Source organism: Labrys sp. E2SS-1L (assembly GCF_057073705.1).
The window spans coordinates 1,396,789-1,420,018 of record NZ_CP172712.1; the positions used below are offsets into that span (position 1 = coordinate 1,396,789).

The 23,230-nt window shown below is 66.7% G+C and carries 18 protein-coding genes; 12 read left to right on the top strand and 6 right to left on the bottom strand.

Annotated elements, in window-relative coordinates; all coding sequences use genetic code 11:
* Window positions 1-21 precede the first annotated feature (21 nt).
* From ACIGJE_RS06350 to ACIGJE_RS06380, 7 genes are all read left to right on the top strand, one after another.
* Window positions 22-1,614, top strand: a complete 1,593-nt coding sequence (locus tag ACIGJE_RS06350) for a 5-guanidino-2-oxopentanoate decarboxylase (RefSeq protein ID WP_415082637.1) — start codon at window positions 22-24, stop codon at window positions 1,612-1,614.
* 86 nt (window positions 1,615-1,700) lie between these two features.
* Entirely contained in the window at window positions 1,701-2,879 is a 1,179-nt protein-coding gene (locus ACIGJE_RS06355) for an acyl-CoA dehydrogenase family protein (RefSeq protein WP_415082639.1), read from the top strand.
* Between the two features lie 254 nt (window positions 2,880-3,133).
* Window positions 3,134-3,871: an SIS domain-containing protein gene (locus tag ACIGJE_RS06360; RefSeq protein ID WP_311937943.1), complete on the top strand. Its 738-nt coding sequence runs from the start codon at window positions 3,134-3,136 to the stop codon at window positions 3,869-3,871.
* A gap of 163 nt (window positions 3,872-4,034) precedes the next feature.
* The gene (locus tag ACIGJE_RS06365; RefSeq protein WP_311937945.1) at window positions 4,035-6,101 is read left to right on the top strand and encodes an acetate--CoA ligase family protein; all 2,067 of its coding nucleotides are present in this window, start codon (window positions 4,035-4,037) and stop codon (window positions 6,099-6,101) included.
* Window positions 6,102-6,343: 242 nt separating this feature from the next.
* Window positions 6,344-7,132 (top strand): enoyl-CoA hydratase-related protein, encoded by a 789-nt coding sequence (locus ACIGJE_RS06370; RefSeq protein ID WP_149253381.1) that lies wholly within the window; start codon window positions 6,344-6,346, stop codon window positions 7,130-7,132.
* A 150-nt stretch (window positions 7,133-7,282) separates the two neighbouring features.
* Window positions 7,283-7,918 carry a TetR/AcrR family transcriptional regulator gene (locus ACIGJE_RS06375; RefSeq protein WP_415082642.1) on the top strand — a complete coding sequence of 212 codons (636 nt, stop codon included), beginning with the start codon at window positions 7,283-7,285 and terminating at the stop codon, window positions 7,916-7,918.
* Complete coding sequence (locus tag ACIGJE_RS06380; protein ID WP_415082644.1) at window positions 7,915-8,451, top strand: GFA family protein; 537 nt, start codon at window positions 7,915-7,917, stop codon at window positions 8,449-8,451. Before ACIGJE_RS06375 ends, ACIGJE_RS06380 begins: the two co-directional genes overlap by 4 nt.
* A 32-nt stretch (window positions 8,452-8,483) precedes the next feature.
* Here ACIGJE_RS06380 and ACIGJE_RS06385 read toward each other — a convergent pair whose 3' ends face one another.
* Window positions 8,484-9,419 carry an IS110 family RNA-guided transposase gene (locus ACIGJE_RS06385; protein ID WP_483679583.1) on the bottom strand — a complete coding sequence of 312 codons (936 nt, stop codon included), beginning with the start codon at window positions 9,417-9,419 and terminating at the stop codon, window positions 8,484-8,486.
* Between the two features lie 355 nt (window positions 9,420-9,774).
* Here ACIGJE_RS06385 and ACIGJE_RS06390 point away from each other — a divergent pair, with 355 nt between their 5' ends.
* From ACIGJE_RS06390 to addA, 4 genes are read left to right on the top strand one after another with little or no spacing between them, the layout of a single operon-like run.
* A complete protein-coding gene (locus ACIGJE_RS06390; protein ID WP_367625481.1) occupies window positions 9,775-10,245 on the top strand; it encodes a hypothetical protein in 471 nt (156 codons plus the stop codon).
* Between the two features lie 3 nt (window positions 10,246-10,248).
* Entirely contained in the window at window positions 10,249-10,536 is a 288-nt protein-coding gene (locus tag ACIGJE_RS06395; RefSeq protein ID WP_149253385.1) for a type II toxin-antitoxin system RelE/ParE family toxin, read from the top strand.
* A gap of 43 nt (window positions 10,537-10,579) precedes the next feature.
* A complete protein-coding gene (gene addB, locus ACIGJE_RS06400; RefSeq protein WP_415083166.1) occupies window positions 10,580-13,690 on the top strand; it encodes a double-strand break repair protein AddB in 3,111 nt (1,036 codons plus the stop codon).
* Entirely contained in the window at window positions 13,687-17,130 is a 3,444-nt protein-coding gene (gene addA / locus ACIGJE_RS06405; RefSeq protein WP_415083168.1) for a double-strand break repair helicase AddA, read from the top strand. The genes addB and addA overlap by 4 nt, the downstream gene beginning before the upstream one ends.
* A gap of 212 nt (window positions 17,131-17,342) precedes the next feature.
* Here the strand turns inward: addA and ACIGJE_RS06410 are convergent, their stop codons facing one another.
* A complete protein-coding gene (locus ACIGJE_RS06410) occupies window positions 17,343-17,729 on the bottom strand; it encodes a winged helix-turn-helix transcriptional regulator (RefSeq protein WP_311937958.1) in 387 nt (128 codons plus the stop codon).
* A 97-nt stretch (window positions 17,730-17,826) separates the two neighbouring features.
* Between ACIGJE_RS06410 and ACIGJE_RS06415 the strand changes: the two genes are divergently transcribed.
* The gene (locus tag ACIGJE_RS06415; protein ID WP_415083170.1) at window positions 17,827-18,804 is read left to right on the top strand and encodes a quinone oxidoreductase family protein; all 978 of its coding nucleotides are present in this window, start codon (window positions 17,827-17,829) and stop codon (window positions 18,802-18,804) included.
* Window positions 18,805-18,813: 9 nt separating this feature from the next.
* Here ACIGJE_RS06415 and ACIGJE_RS06420 read toward each other — a convergent pair whose 3' ends face one another.
* From ACIGJE_RS06420 to ACIGJE_RS06435, 4 genes are all read right to left on the bottom strand, one after another.
* Complete coding sequence (locus tag ACIGJE_RS06420; protein WP_311937962.1) at window positions 18,814-19,608, bottom strand: ABC transporter ATP-binding protein; 795 nt, start codon at window positions 19,606-19,608, stop codon at window positions 18,814-18,816.
* 10 nt (window positions 19,609-19,618) lie between these two features.
* The gene (locus tag ACIGJE_RS06425) at window positions 19,619-20,560 is read right to left on the bottom strand and encodes an ABC transporter permease (protein ID WP_367625486.1); all 942 of its coding nucleotides are present in this window, start codon (window positions 20,558-20,560) and stop codon (window positions 19,619-19,621) included.
* Window positions 20,561-20,742: 182 nt separating this feature from the next.
* Window positions 20,743-21,723 carry an ABC transporter substrate-binding protein gene (locus tag ACIGJE_RS06430; RefSeq protein ID WP_311937966.1) on the bottom strand — a complete coding sequence of 327 codons (981 nt, stop codon included), beginning with the start codon at window positions 21,721-21,723 and terminating at the stop codon, window positions 20,743-20,745.
* 96 nt (window positions 21,724-21,819) lie between these two features.
* Entirely contained in the window at window positions 21,820-22,785 is a 966-nt protein-coding gene (locus ACIGJE_RS06435; protein ID WP_311937968.1) for an ABC transporter substrate-binding protein, read from the bottom strand.
* Between the last annotated feature and the right edge of the window lie 445 nt (window positions 22,786-23,230).

Sequence of the window (23,230 nt, forward strand, 5' to 3'; positions counted from 1 at the left end):
AACCGCATCCACGGGGGAACCATGGCCGACCATCCTCATCTCGGCACGCTCATTCCGCAATTGCTGGTCGAACGCGGCATCGATACGGTGTTCGGCATTCCCGGCGTGCACACGGTCGAGCTTTATCGCGGCATTCCGGGCTCGGGCCTCACCCATATCACGCCGCGCCACGAGCAGGGCGCCGGCTTCATGGCGGACGGCTATGCCAGGGCGACCGGCAAGCCTGCCGCCTGCTTCATCGTCACCGGCCCCGGGCTTCTCAACATTGCCACCGCCATGGGGCAGGCTTTGGCCGACAGCGTGCCCATGCTGGTGATCACCACGCTCAATCCGCGCCAGACCCTCGGCCGGGGCGAGGGGCATCTCCACGAATTGCGCGGCCAGTCCGTGGTCGGCCGCGAGGTGTCTGCCCTCGCCTTGACGATCTGGACCGCAGACCAGCTCATTCCCGCCTTCGACGAAGCCTTCGCCTTCATGGCCTCCGCGCGTCCTGGCCCGGTGCTGATCGAAATCCCGATCGACCTGTTGTCCGAGCCCTTCCCGGGGCCCGTGACCGCTATGCGCAAGCCGGCCGGCCCGCCGGTACCACGCGCCGACGATGTCGAAGCGGCTGCAGCCTTGATCGCCAGGGCGAAGAAGCCGCTGGTGATCGCCGGCGGCGGTGCGGTTGCCGGGGCCGATGCCGTTCGTGAACTGATCGAGAAGCTGGGCGCCGCCACCCTGCTCACTGCCAATGCCAAGGGCATCCTGCCGGCTGGGCATAAGCTGCTGGCCGGCGGCTGCATGCTTACTCCTGCGTTGCACCGCGCGATCGGCGAGGCCGATCTCGTGCTGGCCCTCGGCACCGAGTTGGGCGAAACCGAGTTCTGGTATGAGCTCGATGGGCTGAAGCTCAACGGTGCGGTGATCCGCGTCGACATCGATCCGCGCCAGCTGCATCGCAATGCCCGCCCAACCCTGCCGGTGGTGGGCGATGCCGGGCGCTTTGCCGCCGCCCTGGCGCCGCTCGTGAAGACGATCGAGGGTGGGGCCGCCTATGCCCGGCAGTTGCAGGCCGCGCGTCTCGAGGGGGCCGATCCACGCTATGTCCGGCATCGCCCGCTGCTCGACGCGATCTGGCAGGTACTGCCCGAGGCCGTCGTCGCGGCCGATTCCACCGCGGCCAGCTATGGCGGCAACTTCATGGCCGAACCGCCGGCGGCCCGACGCTGGATGAGTGCGGCCACCGGCTTCGGCACGCTCGGTTATGCCTTGCCGGCGGCTATCGGTGCCAAGGTCGGCCGTCCCAAGGTGCCCGTGGTCTGCATCATCGGCGATGGCGGCTTCCAGTTTACCTTGCCCGAACTCGCCAGCGCGGCCGACGCCGGCGCCCCGATCATCGTGCTGCTCTGGAACGACCAGCGCTATGGCGAGATCGAGGAATACATGGTCCGCAACCAGATCGCCCCGCTCGGCGTGCGCCTGCAGGCGACCGATTTCAGTGCCGCCGCCAAGGCCTTTGGCGCCAGGCATGTCGCCGCCCGCTCCCTCGGCGAGGTCAAGGAAGCCCTGCTCGCGGCCGCGGGTGCGCCGGTGACCACCATCGTCGAGATGGATGCGTCGCAATACGCTTGATCCATGTCGCGATCGGCATGATCGGCGCCATGAAAAGACTAGAAAGGGCGCCGATCGAATTTCCGTTGTACCGAGGGGAAACGCCGATGCAGTTCGCATTGACCGAAGAGCAGGACATGCTGGTCGAAACGGTGCGCCGTTTCGTCGAGGAGGAGCTCTATCCGCATGAGGCGCTGGTCGAGCGCACCGACGAAGTGCCTGACGACCTCGCCGCCGAAATCAAGAAGAAGGCGATGGAGCTCGGGCTCTATGCCGCCAACATGCCGGTGGAACTGGGGGGCGGCGGCCTCGATGCCGTCGGCATCGCCTTGCTGGAGCGCGAGCTCGGCCGGGCCAATTACGGCCTGCAGATGGTGGTGGCCCGCCCCTCCAACATCCTCCAGGGCTGCCGGGGCGCCCAGCGCGAGCGTTGGCTGCTGCCGGCGATCCGCGGCGAGCGCGTCGACTGCCTGGCCATGACCGAGCCCGGCGCCGGTTCCGACGTGCGCTCGATGAAGACCAAGGCCGTCTGCCGACATGACGCTAAATTGGGCGACAGCTATGTCATCAATGGCCAGAAGCACTTCATCAGCCATGCCGACAAGGCCGATTTCATCATCCTGTTCGCCGTCACCGGCACCGAGGAAACCAAGCGCGGCCCCCGCAACCAGATCTCCGGCTTCCTGGTCGACAAGGACACGCCCGGCCTGACGGTGCGCCCCGGCCCGCATGCGCTGTCGCATCGCGGCTATCACAATTGCGAGCTCTATTTCGACGACTGCGTCATCCCGGCCGACCAGCTTCTCGGCGAGGAAGGCAAGGGCTTCGACCTGATGAGCGAATGGCTCGGCGCCACACGCCTCACCGTGGCGGCCACCTCGGTCGGCCGGGCGCGCCGGGTGATGGACGAGACCTTGGCCTGGGCCGGCCAGCGCAAGCAGTTCGGCCAGGCGATCTCGCAATTCCAGGGTATTTCCTTCCCGCTCGCCGATCTCGCGGTGGAGCTTGAAGCAGCCGACCTTCTCACCCTGCGGGCCGCCTGGCTGCTCGACCAGGGCAAGGCGACCGATGCCGATTTCGCCATGGCCAAGCTGGCGGCCTCCGAGATGCTCGGCAAAATGACCGACAGGGCGATCCAGACCTTCGGCGGCATGGGCCTGATGGACACCCTGCCGATCGCCGGCTGGTGGAAGGACGCCAGGGTCGAGCGCATCTGGGACGGCACCAGCGAGATCCAGCGCCTTATCATCGCGCGGCAGATGCTGCGCCCGCACGAGGGGCGTTGAGGCGATGTCCCGTAACGATTGAGGCGCCACCTTTGTCATGCCCGGGCTTGACCCGGGCATCCAGAGGCCCCGTCGCCGAGATCCGGAGGGAGGAACTGGATTGCCGGATCAAGCCCGGCAATGACAGAGGTCGAACCATCTCGATTCGTTTCGTGACGGATGAGCCCAAAATGGCGGCGCTTGGCGGGAGCATCATGATCGTGCAGGAAGGAACACCTCTCCCGCATGCAGCAGCCAGTTCCCGGAAGATTGCCATGACCGACATACCGACCGCCGCCGCCTATCTCGCCGATCTCACCCGGCGCATCGGAGCCCTGTTCTGGGCCAATGCCGAGGCCATCGCAGCAGCGGCTGTTGCCGTCGAGCGCACGGCCCGGCAGGACGGCCTGGTCTATGTCTTCGGCACCGGCCACAGCCACATTCTGGCCGAGGAGGCGCATTATCGCGCCGGCGGCCTGGCCCTGACCGTGCCGATCCTGTCGGCGGTGACCATGCTGCATGACGGCTCGGTGGCCAGCACGGCTTTCGAGCGCATCCCGGGCATGGTGGCGCCCGTGCTGGCGCGCTATCCGATCGGGGCCAAGGACATGCTGATCATCGCCTCCAACAGCGGCGTCAATGCCGCCATCATCGAGGCGGCGGAGATCGGCAGGGCGGCCGGTGCCACCATCGTCGCCATTACCTCGCTCGCTTATTCGAGCCAGGCAGCACAGGGCCGGCCCCGGCTTGCCGATCTGGCCGATGTCGTGCTCGACAATGGCGCACCGCCCGGCGATGCCGTGATGGCGCTGCCGGACAGCGAATTGCGCACGGGCCCGGTCTCGACCTCGATCGGTGCGGCCCTGCTCAACGCGGTCTTCGCGGAAGCGGCGGCGCGCCTGCAGGCCGAGGGCGGCAATGCCCCGATCTATCGCAGCGCCAACATGCCGGGCGCCAAGGAGATCAATGCCGGGCTGGTTGCGCAGTATCGGCCGCGCAACCCGCATCTTTGAGATCGTCGTCGATGATGGCGGTCCATGACAGAATTTTTACACGAAGCGGTATCAATCTACATGAGCAGATTGACGCCGGTCCCGTGCTCGTCAACCTTGTAGCAACGCCTCCTCCCTAGGGTGCGAGGTTTCCCGCCTGCTTTGTCTCCATAGGTCCCACCGCATGTCCGTCGTCGATGGCCTCCGCCGCCTGCTCAAACCCCGCCACATTGCCGTCGCGGGGGGGCGATTGGCCTCCGTGATCATCCGTGAATGCGACCGCATCGGCTATGCCGGTCCGATCTGGCCCATTCATCCCGACAAGACCGAAATCGCGGGACACAAGGCCTACAGGACCGTCGCCGATCTGCCGGAGGCGCCCGATGCCGTTTTCGTGGCGACGCCGCGTGAGCCCACGGTCGACATCGTCGCGGCGCTGGCCGAGCGGGGAGCCGGTGCGGCCGTCTGCTATGCCGCCGGTTTCGCCGAGGTCGGCGAGGAGGGCGCGGCGCTGCAGAAGAAGCTCGTCGAGCTCGCCAAGGGCATGCCGATCGTCGGCCCCAATTGCTACGGCGTGCTCAACCTGCTCGACGGCTGCGTGCTCTGGCCCGATACCCATGGCGCCGAGCGGGTGGAGAAGGGCGTCGCCATCATCACCCAGTCCGGCAACATCGCCCTCAACATGACGATGCAGCGGCGTGCGCTGCCCATCGCCTATGTCATTGCCGTCGGCAACAAGGCGATCGGCGACCATGGTGACTATATCGAGGCGCTGCTGGCGGACGAGCGCGTTACGGCCATCGGCCTGCATGTGGAATCGATCGACGACGTCGCGCTGTTCTCCCAGGCGGCGATCAAGGCGCTCGAAAAGGGCGTGCCCCTGGTCGTGCTGAAGACCGGGCGCTCGGAGATCGGCTCAGAGATCGCCATGAGCCATACTTCCTCGCTCGCCGGCGCCGATGCGCTCTACAACGCCCTGTTCGCCCGCTACGGCGTGGCGCGTGTTGTCGACGTCCCGGCGTTCGTCGAGACGCTCAAGCTCATGCACCTGTTCGGCGGTCTGCCGGGCAAGCGCATCTCTTCGATGAGCTGTTCGGGCGGCGAGGCGGCGCTGATCGCCGACCTCGCGGCCGATCGCGACCTCGAGTTCGCGCCGATCCCGCCGGAAAACGCCGCTCGCCTGCAGGAGTTGCTCACTGACAAGGTGCATGTCTCCAACCCGCTCGACTACCACACCTATATCTGGGGCAACGAGCCGGCCAACGAGGCTGTCTTCACCGAGATGCTGAACTCGGGCTTCGACCTTAACCTCCTGGTGCTGGATCAGCCGCGCACCGATCGCGGCCTGGTGCCGGATGGCGGCTTTGCCGCCGCTCGCGCGGCGATCACCCGTGCTGCCGCAGCCTCGGGCGCCCGCGCCGCCGTGGTGTCCTCGCTGCCGGAGAACATGCAGGAGGACGATGCCAAGGCACTGCTTGCCGACGGTGTGCTGCCGATGCAGGGCATGGGCGATGCGCTGACCGCCATCACCCATGGCGTCGACTTCACCATGGCGCGTGCCGGCTGGGAGAAGCTCGTCCCGTTGCGCAAGGTCGCGCGCATCGATGTCGGCAAGGCACGCCTGCTCAGCGAATATGAATCCAAGCATCTGCTCGGCCGCCACGGCCTCGAGCTGCCGCCGAGCCGTATCGCCGGCACGGTCGAGGCCCCGTCCACAGCGGCTGCCCTCGGCTTTCCGGTGGCGATCAAGATCCACAGCGACAAGATTGCCCATAAATCGGATGTCGGCGGCGTCAAGCTCGGCCTGCGTTCGCGGGCCGACGTGACCGACGCCGTCGCCTCGATGTCGCATCTGGGCGACCGCTTCCTGGTCGAGCGTATGGTGGAAGGCGCCGTTGCCGAGTTGATCGTCGGGGTGGTGCGCGACCCCCAGTTCGGCCCGACGCTCACCGTCGGCGCCGGCGGCGTGCTGGTCGAGATGCTCAAGGACGCGGCCGTGATGCTGCTGCCGGTCACCGCCGAGGAGATCCGCGAAAAGCTGATGAGCCTGCGCGTCGCACGCCTGCTCGAAGGCTTCCGCGGCAAGCCGCGCGGCGACATCCGTGGCACCATCAAGGCCATCCTGGCGATCGCCGATTTTGCCGAACGCCATGCCGACCGGTTGGTCGAACTCGACGTCAATCCGCTCTTTGTGTTGCCCGAGGGGCGCGGAGCCATCGCTGCCGATGCACTCGTTCGCATGCTGGATTGAGACCAAGGGCGCCAGAACAGCCTTCACCCTCCCCTGGAGGGGGAGGGTCGACACGCAGTGTCGGGGTGGAGTGACGACGTCAGCAGGCGAAGTCGTTTTGGCCATTTCCGCCGGTGCCTCCTCACCCCACCCCGGCCTTTCAGGCCGACCCTCCCTACGCAACTCAAGAGAGTTGCGGACATCCAGGGGAGGGTGAAAGTTGCGCATGCCGATCGTTGCGCTAGCATTTTCAGGAGATTGCCATGTCTGAATCCGTCAAGCTCGAACGCCGCGGCGCGGTGCTGGAGGTCACGCTGGATCGTCCGAAGGCGAATGCCATCGACCTCGCCACCTCCAAGGCGCTGCATGCCGCCTTCCGCACCCTGCAGGACGATCCGGAGCTGCGCGTCGCCATCCTCACGGGGGGCGGCGAGCGCATCTTCTCGGCCGGCTGGGACCTGAAGGCGGCCGCCTCCGGTGCCGAAGAGCCCGACACCGATTTCGGACCGGGCGGCTTTGCCGGCCTGACTGCCTTCTGGGAGCTGACCAAGCCGGTGATCGCGGCGGTCAACGGCGTCGCTATCGCCGGGGGCTGCGAGCTGGCTTTGGCCGCCGATCTCATGGTGGTGGCCGATCATGCCGAATTCGCCCTGTCGGAAGTCACCGTCGGCCTCGTCGCCGATGCCGGCGGCATCCAGCGCCTGCCGCGCCGTATTCCGCTCGCCATCGCCAGCGAATTGCTGCTCACCGGCCGCCGTTTCACGGCGCAGGAGGCCCATGGCTGGGGCCTTGCCAACCGCGTCGTGCCGATGGCCGACCTGATGGCCACGGCGCGGGAACTGGCCGATACCATCGCGGCCAACGCGCCGCTGTCCATCGCCGCAGTCAAGGCTATCCTCGCCGCCACCGAAGGCATGGGTGTGCGCGAGGCCTATGAGCATGTCTATGCCGGCAAGGTGCCCGAGCACCGCGCCATGCAGCTTTCCGAGGATTCGCGCGAAGGCGCCAAGGCCTTCGTCGAAAAGCGCGAGCCGGTCTGGAAGGGCCGGTGATCGGGGGCCGGACCTTCAGGCCGCCTGACAATATCCATTTACAACATTGCGCCAACGCAGAAGGGGAGGCCGGCAGGGAAAGGCCGGCCTCCCGAAATGCCATTCTGACTTCACGCTTGACGCATACCAACCATTTGGTATGTATATCACATGTCAAGACCCACCAAGCAATCGCCCGAACGCGGCCATGCCCGAAACCGCCTGCTGGAGGCGGCGCGGGACGTCATCCGCGCCAAGGGCTTCGCGGCCACCTCCGTCGACGACATCTGCCGCGCGGCCGATGTCACCAAGGGGGCGTTCTTCCATCATTTCGGCAGCAAGGAAGCGCTGGGCGTCGCCGCCGCCGAATATTGGGAGGAGACGACCGCCGGCTTCTTCCAGGTGGCGCCCTATCACGCCCCGGCCGATCCCCTGGAACGCGTTCTGGCCTATGTCGCCTTTCGCAAGGCGATCATCGTGGGCGAATTGCCCGAGTTCACCTGCCTGGTCGGCACCATGGCGCAGGAGGTCTATGCGACCGCCCCCGACATCCGCGATGCCTGCGGGCACAGCATCTTCGGCCATGCCGCCACGCTGGAGGCCGATATCGAGGCGGCGCGGCGCGAGCGCGGCATGGCTGGTGACTGGACGGCCGCAAGCCTGGCGCGGCACACACAGGCCGTCATCCAGGGCGGCTTCGTGCTGGCCAAGGCCGGCAACGATCCCGGACTGGCGCGGGAAAGCCTCGATCATCTCGACCGATATATCCGGCATCTGTTTCATCTCAGCGGGGAGCAAACACCATGAGCGGGACCATGACGATCGGCTGCAACTGCGGACGGACACGCCTGGAGGTCAGGGGCGCGCCGATCCTGGTATCCGAATGCCTGTGCAATTCTTGCCGGGCCGCAGCGGGGCGGCTGGCGAAGCTGCCCGGCGCCAGGCCCATGCTGACCTGCCACGAGGCCACGCCCAGCGCCGAATATCGCAAGGATCGCATCACCATCCTTTCCGGCGCCGAACATCTGAGCGAATTTCGGCTTTCCGACAAGGCCGGGTCGCGCCGCGTGGTCGCCACCTGCTGCAACACGCCCGTCTTCCTGGAAATGAAGGGCGCGCATTGGCTCAGCCTCTATCTGCATCTATGGCCCGAACAGGCGCGGCCGAAAGTGGAGATGCGCACCATGGTCGGCGACCTCAACGACGCCTCCGGCCTTCCCGATGACATTCCCAATCTGAAGACCCATACGATCTCATTCTACGCCAAGCTGCTGGGGGCATGGATCGCCATGGGCTTCCGCGTTCCCAAGCTGAACATCGTGACGAAGGTCGAGGCCTGAGGGAGATTCCGGCAACTGTAGTTGAGCGAGTGTCATGCCTTGAAGGGGGTCTGATCTCGCACGATGGCATTGAGAGTGACGAGAATCTTTCGGGCCAAGGCGATGAGAGCCAGTTTTGGTGGCTTTCCGGCTTGTCGCAATGCGCGGTAAGTCTCAGCGAAGAGGGATTTGGACCGGCTGGCTGAAACGGCGGCCATGTAGAGGGCCTGTCGCACGCGTCGTCTTCCGCCTCTGATCTGGCGTGTGCCGCGCATAAGGCCGCTATCGCGATTGAAGGGGGCCAGGCCTGCCAAGGCGGCGATGGTCTTGGACGAGCGTTGGCCGAGTTCGGGCAGGAGAGCCAGCAGGGTCGTGGAAATGACCCTGCCGATGCCTGGTGTTGAGCACATCAGCCGGCGCCTTTGCTCGAGGCTGTCATGTCGAGCAATGAGGAGGGAGATGTGCTGGTCGAGGCTGGCAATGGCCGCCTCCAGCCAGGCAAGATGATCCAGGAGGCTGTCTCGGATCTGGGCCATGTCGGCTTGAGCCAGGCGTGTCAGTTCCTGCTTGCGGGTGGCGACGAACTGGTCGCGGCGTTTGTGCAGCAAGGCCAGTTGTTGGCGATGAGGATCATCGGCCGGATCGGCTTGCAGGTTGAGGCACTGAGCCATGGCGGCGAGCATGCGCGCATCGATGGCGTCGGTCTTGGCCAGCAGGCCGATGGATTTGGCAAAGTCGCGGGCTCGGGCTGGATTGACGCGAACAAAGGGCAATTGCAGGCTCGTCAAAGCAGAGCGTAGCGACCCATCATAAGACCCGGTCGCCTCGAAGACGATGAGCTTGATCGGATCGGCTTGCAGCAGCTCGAAGGTTGAGATGATCGCCTGCGCCGTGTTGTCGATGCGTTCGACATGCTGGGTGATGGCATTGAAAATGTCGAGATGGTGCTTGGAGACATCGATCCCGATGAAGCCAGGGTGTATGATCATCGCGCCTATCCCTGTGCTACGAGGTCCGGTGGTGCGGCCTCGATCAACTGTTCAGGTTGGGTACTGCAACGCGGGCGAGGACCAAGCCGGAAAACGGCCTCAAGGGGCCTGGGTGCACACGGTCTCTCGCCCGCACCAATCCTGACACAGTCTAACTACACAGGGTGCACGGGCATCCTGCCCGTTCTTGGAAACGCAACATTCACGGGAGAAGAAGAACGGGCAGGATGCCCGTGCACCCGGGTAAGGCCGACAATCCTCCAGCATTCGGAGGCGGCGGCTCCACAATCGCGATTGTCCTGCATCCGGAAGTTTATATAATAAGCTTCCGGAAATCATTGAATGAAAGTCAGGCATGGATAAGCCCGCCAAGACACCCGATCTCATCGACAGCAAGGCCGTGAAGGAACTGGTGGCGGCGCGCGCTTTGCGCGGAGCGACCGTGCTGGGGCGACCGGGCGGCTGGGGTGTGTTGGTACGCTACGGCAATGCCGAGCGCGCCGTCGCGGGCCAGAAATCGCGGCGCATGCGCCTGTGGCGCCATGCCGACAGCGCCATCGGCTTCGTGCGCAGCGAACTGGGCATGGACTGTTTCGACGTCGATGCGCAGGATTATCGCCCCGACGAAAGCGGGCGCCGGCGCCCGGATGCCTCGGAGCGGTTGAAGCGGCAGCAGGCGGTCATCGAGCATGATCGCTGGTTCCGCAGCCAAGTCCAAGATGCGATGAATGCCATAACAGAGGGAACGAATCCTCTGGTGGCTGAAGATGACCTGGCGAAGCGCCTCGGCTCACTCCGCGAGACTCTCAAGCGCAAGGCGGGCTGAACGATGCGAATCGTTTGGCGCGAAAGCGCGCTTGCGGATGTCGAGCGGGCGATCGGCTACATTGCACTGGAAAGCCCGAGGAGCGCAGAGCAACAACTGAGCCGCATCGAGCATCACGTACAGGTCCTCGTCGATCATCCGCGCATGGGCCGTGTCGGGCGTGTGACCGGGACGCGGGAACTTGTGGTCCCTCGAACGCCCTTCGTGATCGTCTACAGCCTGGGTGAGGACGTGGAACTGATACGTATCCTGCATGGTGCGCAACAGTGGCCTCCGGAAGCTGAAGCCTGACACCTCTTGTCATCGCGGCGATCGCGCTGTTTATCTCTGCCCCATGGCGTATCGCCCGAATCTCCTGACCATCGCCCCTGGCTCGCCTTTCCTGGAAACGCTGGTCGACGCCCTGCTGGATGGAAGGCTGGTACCGGGCTTCGCGCCGCGCGGGGACCCGCTCGCGCTGGCGAGCGCCACGCTCTATCTGCCGACCCGCCGCGCCATCCGCGCCTTGCGCGGCATCTTCCTCGACAGGCTGGGGAGCGAGGCCGCGCTGCTGCCCAATCTGAAGGCGCTTGGCGAGATCGATGACGACGAGGTCGCCTTCGCCGACGCCAGCGACGACCTGCCCGAACCCGTTGCGGGGCTCGACCGCCAGATCGCCCTCACGCGCCTGATCCTGCAATGGAGCGCGGCGCTGAAGCAGGCCCTTCTGCCTATTCCGGGTGAAGCGGGCGCCGAGCCGTTGCTGATTCCCTCTTCGCCCGGCGATGCGGCGGGGCTCGCGGCCGAACTCGGCAATTTCCTGGATGGCCTGCAAATCGACCGGGTGCCGCCGGAGGCAATCCTCAATCTCGGCGAGAGCCATGCCGGGCTCTATGACAAATATTGGGACATCACGCTGCGCTTCCTCGAGATCGCCACCCTGCATTGGCCCGAGCATCTCAAGGAGATCCGCCGCAGCGACGCCGTGCTGCTGCGCAATGCCCGCATGGAGCGCGAGGCCGCCAGGCTTGCCGAGCGCCCCAAGACGGGCCCGGTGATCGTGGCCGGTTCGACCGGCTCCATCCCGGCCACCCGCGACCTCATCAAGGCGGTTGCCGCCCATCCCCGGGGCGCCGTCGTCCTGCCGGGGCTCGATCTCGACCTCGATGCCATCGGTTGGAACGCCATCGGCAAGGGCGAGGGAGCTCCCGGCCATCCCCAGGCCGGGCTTGCCGCCTTGCTGGCCGATATCGGCGCAGAACGCGCCAGTGTCACCGAACTCGCCTCGACGCCCGCGCCCCTGGCGCTGCGTGCGGCCCTGGTGTCGCAGGCCTTGCGGCCGGCCGAGACCACGGATCTGTGGACCGGCCAGCACCATGCCGATCCCGTGGCGGTGGCCGAGGCCTTTGCCGGTATCGCCCTGATCGAAGCGGCGCATGAGGGCGAGGAAGCCCTGGCGGCTGCCCTGGTGTTGCGCGAAGCCCTGACGGTGCCTGGCCGCAAGGCGGCCCTGGTGACGCCGAACCGCCAGCTTGCCGAGCGCGTGGTCACCGAACTCGGCCGCTGGGGCATCGAGGCCGATGACAGCGCCGGCCAGCCGCTGACGCAAACCCCGCCCGGCCTGTTTGCGCGCCTGGTGCTCGACGCCGCGCTGCATGATTTCGATCCCGTCACCCTGCTGTCCCTGCTCAAGCATCCGCTCGCGCGCCTTGGCCTGCCCCGTGCGGATCTGGAGCGGGCGGTGACGGCACTGGAGATCGGCGCCTTGCGCGGTCCCAGGCCGGCCGGCGGTCCGGCCGGCCTCGCGGCAGCCCTGGCGCTCGGCAAGGCCTCGCTCGGCGATCCCCATTGCCCGCCCGCCCGGCTGGCCCTCGGCGAGGAGGATTGGGCTGGGGCGGAGGCCGTGATCGAGGCCCTGGTGGTCAGGCTCGAACCCTTCGCGGCGTTGCTGCGCCAGTCCGATCCCCTGCCGGCCGCCAGCTTCTTTGCCGCACATCGCACCGCCGTCGAGGCGCTGGGGGAAGCGGCGCCTGGCGAAACCGATGCGCTCGGGGAAGGCGAGGCGGGAGAGGCGCTTGCGGGCTTCCTCGACGATCTCGGCACCATCACCCCCGAGGCCCTTGCCTTGCCGGCGCATGAATATCCCGGCCTGTTCGCGGCTCTGATCGCCGGGCGCTCGGTGCGGGGCGGCGACCCCAAGCATCCGCGCATCGCCATCTACGGCTTGCTGGAAGCCCGCCTGCTGCCGGTCGACCGGCTGGTGCTGGCGGGGCTCGACGAGAGCGTCTGGCCGCCCGACGTCAAGACAGATCCCTGGCTGAACCGGCCGATGCGGGCGGCGATCGGCCTCTCGCCGCCGGAAAAGCGTATCGGCCTTGCCGCGCACGACTTCGAGCAGGCGCTCGGCTATGGCGACGTGGTGATCACGCGCTCGCTCAAGCGCGGCGGTTCGCCCAGCGTGCCGTCGCGCTGGCTGCAGCGGCTCGGGGCCTTCCTGGGCCCAGCCTTCGACGCCATGCGCAGGCAGGGCGAGCATTATTGCGCCCTCGCGCGCCAGCTCGATGCGGCGGAAGGGCCGCCACCCGTGCTCGGCGCGCCCAAGCCGACTCCGCCTCTCGCCCTGCGTCCGACCCGCCTGTCGGTCACCCAGATCGAGCACCTCGTGCGCGATCCCTATACGATCTACGCCCGCCACATCCTCAAGCTCGAACCGCTGGACGAGATCGCCATGCCGCCCGGAGCGGCTGAAAGAGGCACGCTGATCCATGGCGCGCTCGAGCGTTTCGCCGCCCTGTGCGCCGATGGCGTGCCGCCGGATGCCCTCGCGCTGATGATGGCTGTAGGCGAGGAGCTCTTCGTCCCCCTCGCCGATTTTCCCGAGGTCCTGGCCTTCTGGCGGCCGCGCTTTGCGGCCATCGCCGAATTCCTGGTGGAATGGGAGCGCGAGCGCCGGCCACGCCTTGCCCGCGTGCTCAGCGAAATTCCCGGCAAGCTCGCCTGGCCGACCCTGGCCGAGAGATCCTTCACCTTGTCCGCCCGCGCCGACCGCATCGAAGTCGCTGCCGATGGCCGGGTCGCCATCCTCGACTTCAAGACCGGCCAAGCCCCGACCGCCAGGCAGGTCGAGACGGGGCTCGCGCCGCAATTGGCGCTGGAAATGGCGATGCTGCTCGAGGCTGGGTTCAGCGGCATGCCGGCGCCTCAGGCGTTGGGCGATCCCGCCATCGTGCATCTTGCCGGCGGCGTCAAGGGGCCGAGCGAGAAACCGCTGATCTTCAAGGATACCACGCCGATCGAGGTCGCCCTGCAGAGCCTCGAACGGCTCAAGGCGTTGATCGACCGCTTCGAGAATGAGGAGACGCCCTACGCCTCGCTGCTGCACCCGATGTTCAAGGGGCGGCGCTATGGCGATTACGACCATCTCGCCCGGGTGCGCGAATGGTCCGTCAGCGCGGAGGAAGCATGACCCCGCGCAAGCCTTCCGCCGATACGGTTCACAACCAGCGCCTGGCCTCCGACCCCTCGCTGTCGGCCTGGGTGTCGGCCAATGCCGGATCGGGCAAGACCACCGTGCTGACGCGGCGTGTCATCCGCCTTTTGCTCGCCGGGGTCGATGCCTCCGCCATCCTCTGCCTCACCTTCACCAAGGCCGCCGCAGCGAACATGCAGAACCGCATCTTCGCCACGCTCGGCCAATGGGCCGTCGAGGAGGAGGGCAAGCTGGTCGCCGCGATCGAGGGCATCACCGGCTTCAAACCTGACGCAGCCGGCCTCAAGCGCGCACGCCAGCTCTTCGCGGCGGCGATCGAGACGCCCGGCGGCCTGAAGATCCTCACCATCCATGCCTTCTGCGAGCGTGTGCTGCACCTCTTCCCCTTCGAGGCCAATGTCCCCGCACAGTTCTCGGTGCTGGACGACAGGGCCGCGCGCGAATTGCTCGACACGGCCCGCACCAGCCTGATCCTGGAGGCGAACGCGCATCCCGAAGGCGGGCTCGGCCGCGCTATGGCGCGCCTCCTGGAGGATACCGGCGAGGGCGCCTTCGACGGGCTGCTCGCCGAGATCACCTTCGAGCGCGAAGCGCTGCGTCCCTTCCTGGGCGAGAAGGGCGCCGCGGACGCCCTCGACCAGTTGCGCGGCCTGCTCGAACTGGCGGAGGGCGAAAGCGTCGCCGCGATCGAGGCCGAGATCGACGAGGCCTCGATCCCCTTCAGCGAATGGGCGGCGATCGAGGCCGCTATGCGGGACTATGACGGCAAGCGCATCCTCGATCTGGCCGACAGGCTCGGCGCTGCCATCGCGGCGGCGCCGGCACGGCGTGCCGAGGCCTGGCGCGCTATCTACCTCACCGGTGCCGGCGAGGCGCGCTCGGCCAATGCCTTCCTGGTCAAGGATTTCGCCAAGGACTACCCCGCCTATGCCGAGCAGCTCCTTGCCGAGCTGGAGCGCATCGCCGGGCTGCTGCTGCGGCGCAAGGCGGCCTCGGCCTATGAGCGCAGCGAGGCGCTGATCACTGTCGCTGCCGCCCTGCTCGGTCGCTACAAAGCCGGCAAAGTCATGCGGGCGGCGCTCGATTTCGACGATCTCGTGCAGAAAACAGCCGAGCTTCTTGGTAGGGCTGAATCAGCATGGGTACACTACAAGCTCGATCGCGGCATCGACCATATCCTGGTCGACGAGGCTCAGGATACCAGCCCTGCCCAATGGCATATCATCGCCAAACTGGCAGAAGAGCTCACCTCTGTCACAGGCGCGCGCAGCGAACGGCGCACCATCTTCGCGGTGGGAGACGAGAAGCAGTCGATCTTCTCGTTCCAGGGCGCCGCGCCGGCGGAATTCGCCCGCATGCGCAGCCATTTCCGACGCAAGGTGGATGAAGCCGAGGAGCGTTTCGAGGCGATCGAGCTCAAGCAGTCCTTCCGCTCGACGCCCGACATCCTCAGGGCGGTCGACCATGTCTTCGCCGCCGCCGACAATCGCCGCGGCCTGTCTTCGGACGACGTCGCCACCGTGCATGAGACCGTGCGGGCCCTCGATCCCGGCCGCGTCGAGGTCTGGCCGGTGGAAAAGCCGCAACCGGCGGCCGAGATCACCGCCTGGGACGCGCCGTTCGACGAGACGCCCGTCACCAGCCCGGTGGTACGGCTGGCCCGCAAGATCGCCGCCGAGGTCGCGAGCCTGATCCGCGAAGGCGATCCCGCAACGGGCGCGAGCTACGATGCCGGCGACGTCATGGTGCTGGTGCGCAGCCGCAACGCCCTGTTCGAGGCGGTGATACGCGCCCTGAAATTCGCCGGCGTGCCGGTGGCCGGCGCCGACCGCATCGTGCTGACGGACCATATCGCCGTGATGGACCTGATGGCGCTCGCCCGTTTCGTGCTGCTGCCGGCCGACGACCTGACACTGGCGACGGTGCTCAAGACCCCGCTGATCGGGCTCGACGACGAGGATCTCATCCGCCTGGCGCCGGGCCGCAAGGGCACGCTCTGGACCGCCCTGGGCGAAGCGTCGCGGGAGGATGAGCGCTTCGCCGCCGCCTTTGGCCGCCTCGCGGCCTGGCGCGCGGAGGCGGCCGGCAAGACGCCCTTCGCCTTTTTCGCCGACATCCTGGCGCGTGATGGCGGCCGGCGCATCATGCTCGCCCGCTTCGGCGCGGAGGCCGCCGATGCGCTGGACGAATTCCTGCGCGTGGCCGGCGATTATGAGCGGGCCAACACGGCCAGCCTGCAGGGCTTCCTCGCCTGGCTCGCCGAGGCCAAGGCCGAGATCAAGCGCGACATGGACGTGGCGCGCGGCGAAGTGCGCGTGATGACGGTGCATGGTTCAAAGGGGTTGGAGGCGCGCGTTGTCATCCTGGCCGACACCTGCAGCGCGCCGGACGGCCGGCACGATCCCAAGCTGTTTTTCCTGCAGGCGCCGGGAAAGCCTGCGGGTAGCGAGATCCCGGTCTGGTCGCCCAGCAAGACTGCGGACCCGGCGCCGGTCGCCGCCGCCCGCGATGCGATCCGGGCCGAGAACGAGGCCGAGCACCGCCGCCTGCTCTATGTCGCCCTGACGCGGGCCGAGGACCGGCTGGTCATTGCCGGCTTCGAGGGCGCCACCGCGCGGCGGCCGGGCAACTGGTACGACATGATCGCCGAGGCCCTGCGTGCGGCGGGCGCCAGGATCGAACCCGATGGCGAAGGTGAGAGGCTGGTTTATGAGCCGACGCCGCGGCGTGCGGTCGAAGGCCGGCCGGCAAGGGATGAGGAAGCGGCGGTACCGGCCCCGGCCTGGCTGCGCCAGAAGGCGGTGGCGGAGCGGGCCGAGGAGGTCGCTCTCAGCCCGTCCGAGACGGAGCATCCCGAAGAGTTGGCCGGGGTGGCGGGAGCCTTGCCGGCCGATCCCCGCACCCTGCGGCGTGGGGCGCTGATCCACGCTTTGCTGCAATATCTGCCCGATATCGAGGCGTCGGTACGTCGCGACCAGGCCCTCGCCTTCCTCGGCCGGGCGGCAGCGCAATGGCCGGAGGACCACCAGGCCTGGGCCGAGGAGGCCCTGGCGGTGCTGGCCCTGCCTGATCTCGCACCGCTCTTTGCACCCGGTAGCCGCGCCGAGGTTGCCCTTGCAGGCCGCATCATCAGGCCGGGCCGGGCCGACTATGCCGTGTCCGGGCGGATCGACCGACTGGCCGTCGGGTCGGACACGGTCTGGATCGTCGACTTCAAGACCAACCGCCAGCCGCCGCGGGGGCTCGACGCGGTGCCGCAGGCCTATCTCGGCCAGCTCGGGCTCTACCGGCACCTGATGCTGCGGCTCTATCCGGGCAAGGAGGTGCGGGTCGCCCTGGTCTGGACCGCGACGGCCGCGATCTCGGAATTGCCGGCAGAGCGGCTGGAAGAGGCCGTGCAGGTGATTGTGGGGTGATTCCATACGCGGTGCGATACCCCTCATCCGGCTGCCGCCACCTTCTCCCGCAAGGGGAGAAGGGACTCGGGTGGTTCAAGTCGAGTTCAACCGGAGGGTCTTAAGGTGCCGCATCCAGAGCCCAATAAGCTCCCTTCTCCTCTTGCGGGACCCGGCACTTTCCTATGGAAGTGCCTTGGGTGGCGGCAGCCGGACGAGGGGAGAGGCTCCATCTAAGCCGCTCCTACCTCCCTCACCGGCCTGATGATGCAATCGCGTGTCTGGTCGAGCTCGTCGAGTTCGGCGGCGTGTCGCTGGCCCCAGTCGCACAGGGCCAGCAGCACCGGTTCGAGGCTCTGGCCGAGCGGGGTCGCCGAATAGTCGACGCGCGGCGGAACCTGCCGGAAGATCTCGCGATGGACGAGGCCGTGCTCTTCCATCTCGCGCAATTGCTGGATCAGCACCTTCTGGCTGATCTCGGGCACCAGCCGCTTCAGCTCAGAAAGGCGCTTGGGGCTGTCCAACAGGTAATAGAGGATCACCGCCTTCCAGCGGCCCGAGATCACCTTGAGGGCCCGCTCGACCGGCAGCATAGGCAGGCGCTTGATCAGCTCCGTCATGGTTACCTTCGGGTCTGTATGGCACGAAAGAGTGTGTAGAGACGAGAAGGAGAATAGCACAGAACCGGGGCATTCGAGACCAGCATCCGGTGATCCCATGCAAGCCATTCGTTTGAGCCGCTTCGGCGCTCCCGACGTCCTCGAGCCCGTCGAACTGTCCGTCCCCGCTCCTGGCAAGGGCGAGGCGCTGATCCGCATGCAGGCAGCGGGCGTGAACTATTTCGAGGTGCTGATGCGCCAGGATCGCTATGCCGTGACACCCGGACTGCCGATGGTGATGGGTGTCGAGGTGGCTGGCGTCGTCGAGGCCCTCGGCCCGAGCGCTGCGGGGCCGGCGCCCGGTACGCGCGTGGCCGCGCCGCTCTTCGCCATGGGCCGGGCCGGCGGCTATGCGCAGTTCGCCCTGGCCGACGCCGCCTCGCTGGTGCCGCTTCCCGAAGACTTGTCGTTCGAGGCGGCAACCGCCCTGATGGTGCAGGGATTGACGGCCCTGCACCTTCTTCGCCGCAGCCCGCCACGGGGCAAGTCGATCCTGGTCAACGCCGCGACCGGCGGGGTGGGATCGCTGCTCGTCCAACTCGCCCGCAATGCTGGTGCGCGGCAGGTGATCGCTGCCGCCGGTTCGCCGGAGAAGCTCGATCTTGCCCGATCCCTCGGTGCCGATGCCGGCGTCGATTATCGCAGCGCCGGCTGGGTCGACCAGGTGCTGGCGGCGACGCAGGGAGGTGGCGTCGACATCGTCTATGACCTTGTCGGCGGGGCGCAGACCGGTGCCTGCCTGGAAGCGCTCGCTCCAAGCGGCGAACTCGTCTGCACAGCCATGGGACGGTTCGAACTCGGCCGGCCGGAGATCGAAGCCCTGCTCGGACGCAACCAATCCGTGAAAGGTTTCGCCCTGCTGCCCCTGCTGGCGCCCGATACGCTGCGTGCCGATCTCGGCGACCTCTTCGCCCAGGCCGCGGCGGGCTCGCTCGAGGTCACGATCGGTGGCCGCTTCCCGCTGGCCCAGGCCGCCGAGGCGCATGAGAGCGTGCAGTCGCGCCGGAGTATGGGGAAGGTTGTCCTGATCCCCTGAGGGCGAGCCTCAGCCCAGCAGCAGGCTGTCGTCGTCGAGCTGTTCGCCGCGTACCTTGCTGAACAGTTTCAGCAGATCTGGGACATCGAGGCCCTTGCGATGCTCGGCGTCGAGATCGAAGGCGACCTGGCCTTCATGCAGCATCACCGTGCGGGTACCGTAATCGAGCGCGTGGCGCATCGAATGGGTCACCATCAGCGCGGTGAGCTGCTGTTCCTCGACGATCTTGCGGGTGAGTTCCAGCACGAAGTCGGCGGTGCGCGGATCGAGCGCCGCCGTATGCTCGTCGAGGAGCAGGATCTTCATGCCTGTCAGCGTCGCCATCAAGAGGCTGACAGCCTGACGCTGACCGCCGGAGAGCAGGCCCATGGAATCGCCGAGGCGATTTTCCAGGCCGAGGCCGAGCACGGAAAGCTTGTCGCGGAACACCGCGCGGCGGCTTCCGCTCAGCGAAGCGCCGAGACCGCGCGAGCGGCCACGCGCGAAGGCGAGTGCCATGTTCTCCTCGATCGACAGCCTCTCGCAGGTGCCGGCCATCGGATCCTGGAACACGCGTGCGATCAAGCTGGCGCGGCGCGGCGTCGGCCAGCGCTGCACGTCGACGCCCTCGATGACGATGCGGCCGCGCTCGGCCTGGGCATCGCCGCTCAGGACGTTGAGCAGCGTGGATTTGCCGGCGCCGTTGGAGCCGATCACGGTGACGAACTGGCCGGTCGGGATGGTCAGCGAAAGTCCCCGCAGCGCCCGGTTTTCCAGCGGCGTTCCGCGGCCGAAGGTGACGTGGATGTCCTTGATCTCGATCATCGCCGCCTCCTTACTTGGACGCTGATTTCGGCGCGGGCGAGAAGATCGCGCGCAGGCGGGGGAACTGGCTCGGCAGGATCAGCGCCAGGCCGACCAGCACCGAGGTCACCAGGTTCTGATCGCTCGAATTGAGCCCGATGGTGCGCGACCACTCGGAATTGAGCGCCAGCGCGATGGCGAGGCGATAGAGGATGGCGCCGACGATGCAGGCGACCAGCAGCCAGGCGATCGAGCGGGTACGGAACAGGGTTTCGCCGAGGATCACCGCAGCGAGGCCGCCGACGATGGTGCCGGTGCCGAGCGTGATGTCGGCAAAGCCGCTGGTCTGGGCGAACAGGGCGCCGGCGAGGGCGACGAGGGCGTTGGAGATCGCCATGCCGACATAATTGTGCAGCTGGGTGGAGACGCCCTGCGCCCGCGCCATGCGCGGATTGGCGCCGGTCGCCCGCATGGCGAGGCCGAATTCGGAATTGAGAAACCAGCTGAGCAGCGCCCAGACGACCAGCACGATCACGCCGAGCATCCAGACCTTGAGCTGATAGGAGGGCGGAGCCCAGCCCAGGATCGCCGTCAGATGGTCGCGCGTCCAGGTTACCAAAGTCTCCTGGTTGAGCAGGGGAACGTTGGGCTTGCCCATGATGCGCAGATTGATCGAGTAGAGCGCCGTCATGGTCAGGATGCTGGCCAGCAATTGCAGGATGCGGAAGCGGATGTTGAGCCAGGCCGTCATCGCCCCGGCCAAGGCGCCGGCGACGATGGCGAGCGCCGTGGCCGAGAAGGGATCGAGGCCGGCGACGATGGCGGCGGCGGCCGTCGCGGCGCCCAGGGGGTAGGAACCGTCAACCGTCAGGTCGGGAAAGTCGAGCACCCGGAACGACAAAAACACGCCCAGCGCGATCAGCGCATAGATCAGGCCGATTTCAATCGAACCGATAAAAGCGAAAAGGCTCATGCATCAATCCCAACGGAATAGCGGGTCACGGGTGAATTGCGACGGCCCTGGTGCTCGACCGATCGGGCGTCATTGCGAGCGTAGCGAAGCAATCCAGGACCGGAATGCGTTGTACGCGGATGTGTGGATTGCTTCGCTACGCTCGCAATGATGCATGAGTCAATCACTACCGCCCGCGGATACTACTTTGCGACGTCCTTGGCACGAGCCAATACGGCTTGCGGCAGGGGCGCTCCCATCTTCTCGGCTGCCTTGGAGTTGACGACCAGGCTGACGCCCTTGGAGTTCTCGACCGGGATGTCGCCCGGTTTCTCGCCCTTGAGGATACGGGCCGCGACATGGCCGGCCTGGCGGCCGATCTCGAACTGGTCGAGGCCGAGGGCGGCGACCGCGCCGCGTCCGACGCTGTCGGGATCGCTGGCGAACACCGGAAGGCGGCTGTCGAAGCCGACCTGCAGCACCGATTCCAGCGCCGACACCACCAGATTGTCGTTAGGGATGTAGATCGCATCGGCCTTGCCCACCAGATTCTGGGCAGCCGAACCAACGTCGGAGGATTTGGTGGCCGGCGAGGGCAGGATCTCGAAGCCGCGTTCACCCGCCAGCTTGCGCAGGGCCTCGATCACCGACAGGCTGTTGACCTCGCCGGAATTGTAAACGACGCCCACGACTTTGGCCTTGGGCAGGACTTCCTTGATGAGGTCGAGCTGGCCGGCAGCCGGCGGAAAGTCGCTGACGCCGGTGATGTTGCCACCGGGCTTGTCGAGGGCCTTGATCAATTGAGCGCCGAGCGGATCGGTGACCGCGGCGAAGACGACGGGGATGTCCTTGGTCGCCGCGGCGACGGCCTGGGAGGAGGGCGTGGTGATCGGCACGATCACGGCCGGGGCCTCTCCGACGAATTTCTGGGCGATCTGGGCTGCTGTCGCCGGGTTGCCCTGGGCGGATTCGTAGAGGACGGTGATGGCCTCACCCTCGGCGTAACCCTTGTCCTTGAGGCCGGCCTTCACGCCCTCGCGGATGGCGTTGAGCGAGGGATGCTCGACAATGGCGGTGATGGCGACCACGGGCTTGTCCGCGGCAGCGGCCGCCTGGATCAGGCTGCCTTGGGCCAGGCTGGCGAGAAGAGCGGCGGCAAGGCCGAGGGAGCGGAGGGGGATCATGGCGCGGCGTGCTCGGAATGGGTTGATCTTACGAGGGCGGCTGCGCGTGGCGCGGCCGCTTTTCCGGTTATACGGATCCGGATTACTTGACGGCAGTCACTTGACGACCGTCTTGGCCTTGGCGACCAGATCGGCAGGCAGCGTCACACCCATCGGACCGGCGGTCTTCTGGTTGAGGAAGAGGTCGGTGGCGGAGGGAACGGCGACGGGAATGGCGCTGGGCTTTTCGCCCTTGAGGATACGCACCACCATCTCGCCGGCCAGGACGCCGGACTTGAAATAGTCGACGCCGATGGAAGCCACCGCGCCGCGCTCGACGCCGTTGGTGTCACCGGAGAAGACGGGGATCTTGTTTTCTGTACCGACCGTGATCACCGCTTCCAGGGCCGAGACCACGAGATTGTCGGTGGGCACGAAGATGGCGTCGGCCTTGCCGATCAGGCTCTGCGCCGCGGCGCCGACATCGGCCGACTTGGTGGCCGGTGCCTCGATCGTCTCGAAGCCGAGGGCGGCGGTTGCCTTTTTCATATTCTCGAGCTGCACGACCGAATTGGCCTCGCCCGGATTGTAGATGAAGCCGATCTTCTTGGCGTTGGGGGCGATCGCCTGGATCAGCTTGAGCTGGTCGGGCATCGGGGTCGCATCGGTCACACCGGTGACGTTGCCCTCGGGCTTGGCCGGATCCTTGACGAGCTGGGCGGCGACGGGATCGGTCACGGCGGTGAACACGATCGGAATGTCCTTGGTGGCGGCCAAGGCGGCCTGGGCCGACGGCGTGGCGATGCCGACGATCACGTCCGCTTTCTCGCCGACATATTTCTGTGCGATCTGCGCGGCAGTCGCCGGGCTGCCCTGCGCCGTCTCGAACTGGAAGTTGAGGGTATCGCCATCCTTGTAGCCGGCATCCTCCAGCGCCTTCTTGACACCGTCACGGGCGGCATTGAGGGCCGGATGCTCGACGATCGAGGTGACGGCCACGGTCTTCTTGTCGGCAGCAAAGGCGACGCTGCCGAGGAGGGCGAGTGCCACGCCGGCTACGAGTGTCAAACGATTGATACGCATGTGGTTGTTTCCCCCTTGCTCGCGAATTTCCCGCCGGGTGACGGCCATTCGGGGCTTGTAAGGCACAACCGATCAACCAAACGCTGCGGCAATGCAAGATGCTCATGCGCCGGAAAGGGGAAAAATTCACCAAACAAGCAAGGGCACCCGTTTAGGCGCCCTTTTTGGAAAGATTATTAAGCTGGAACGGTCCAACGCGAAATCTTGCCTGTGTATCGCTGGTACCAATTTTGCTGCCCGAACAGCTTTCGGCCGAGCGGTGTCAGGTCGGCCCATGCAATCTTTTCTTCGCCGACGGTGCTGCGGTCCGAAGACCGGCACACCAGTTTGACGCGCCTTTCCCGGTGTGCCGGTCTTCAGACCGGCATGGGCCTCCGATGTTGGCGGGGGGCCTGAAAAGAAAGGGCGCGAACCCTGAAGGTCGCGCCCTTTCTGCAATCGTGAT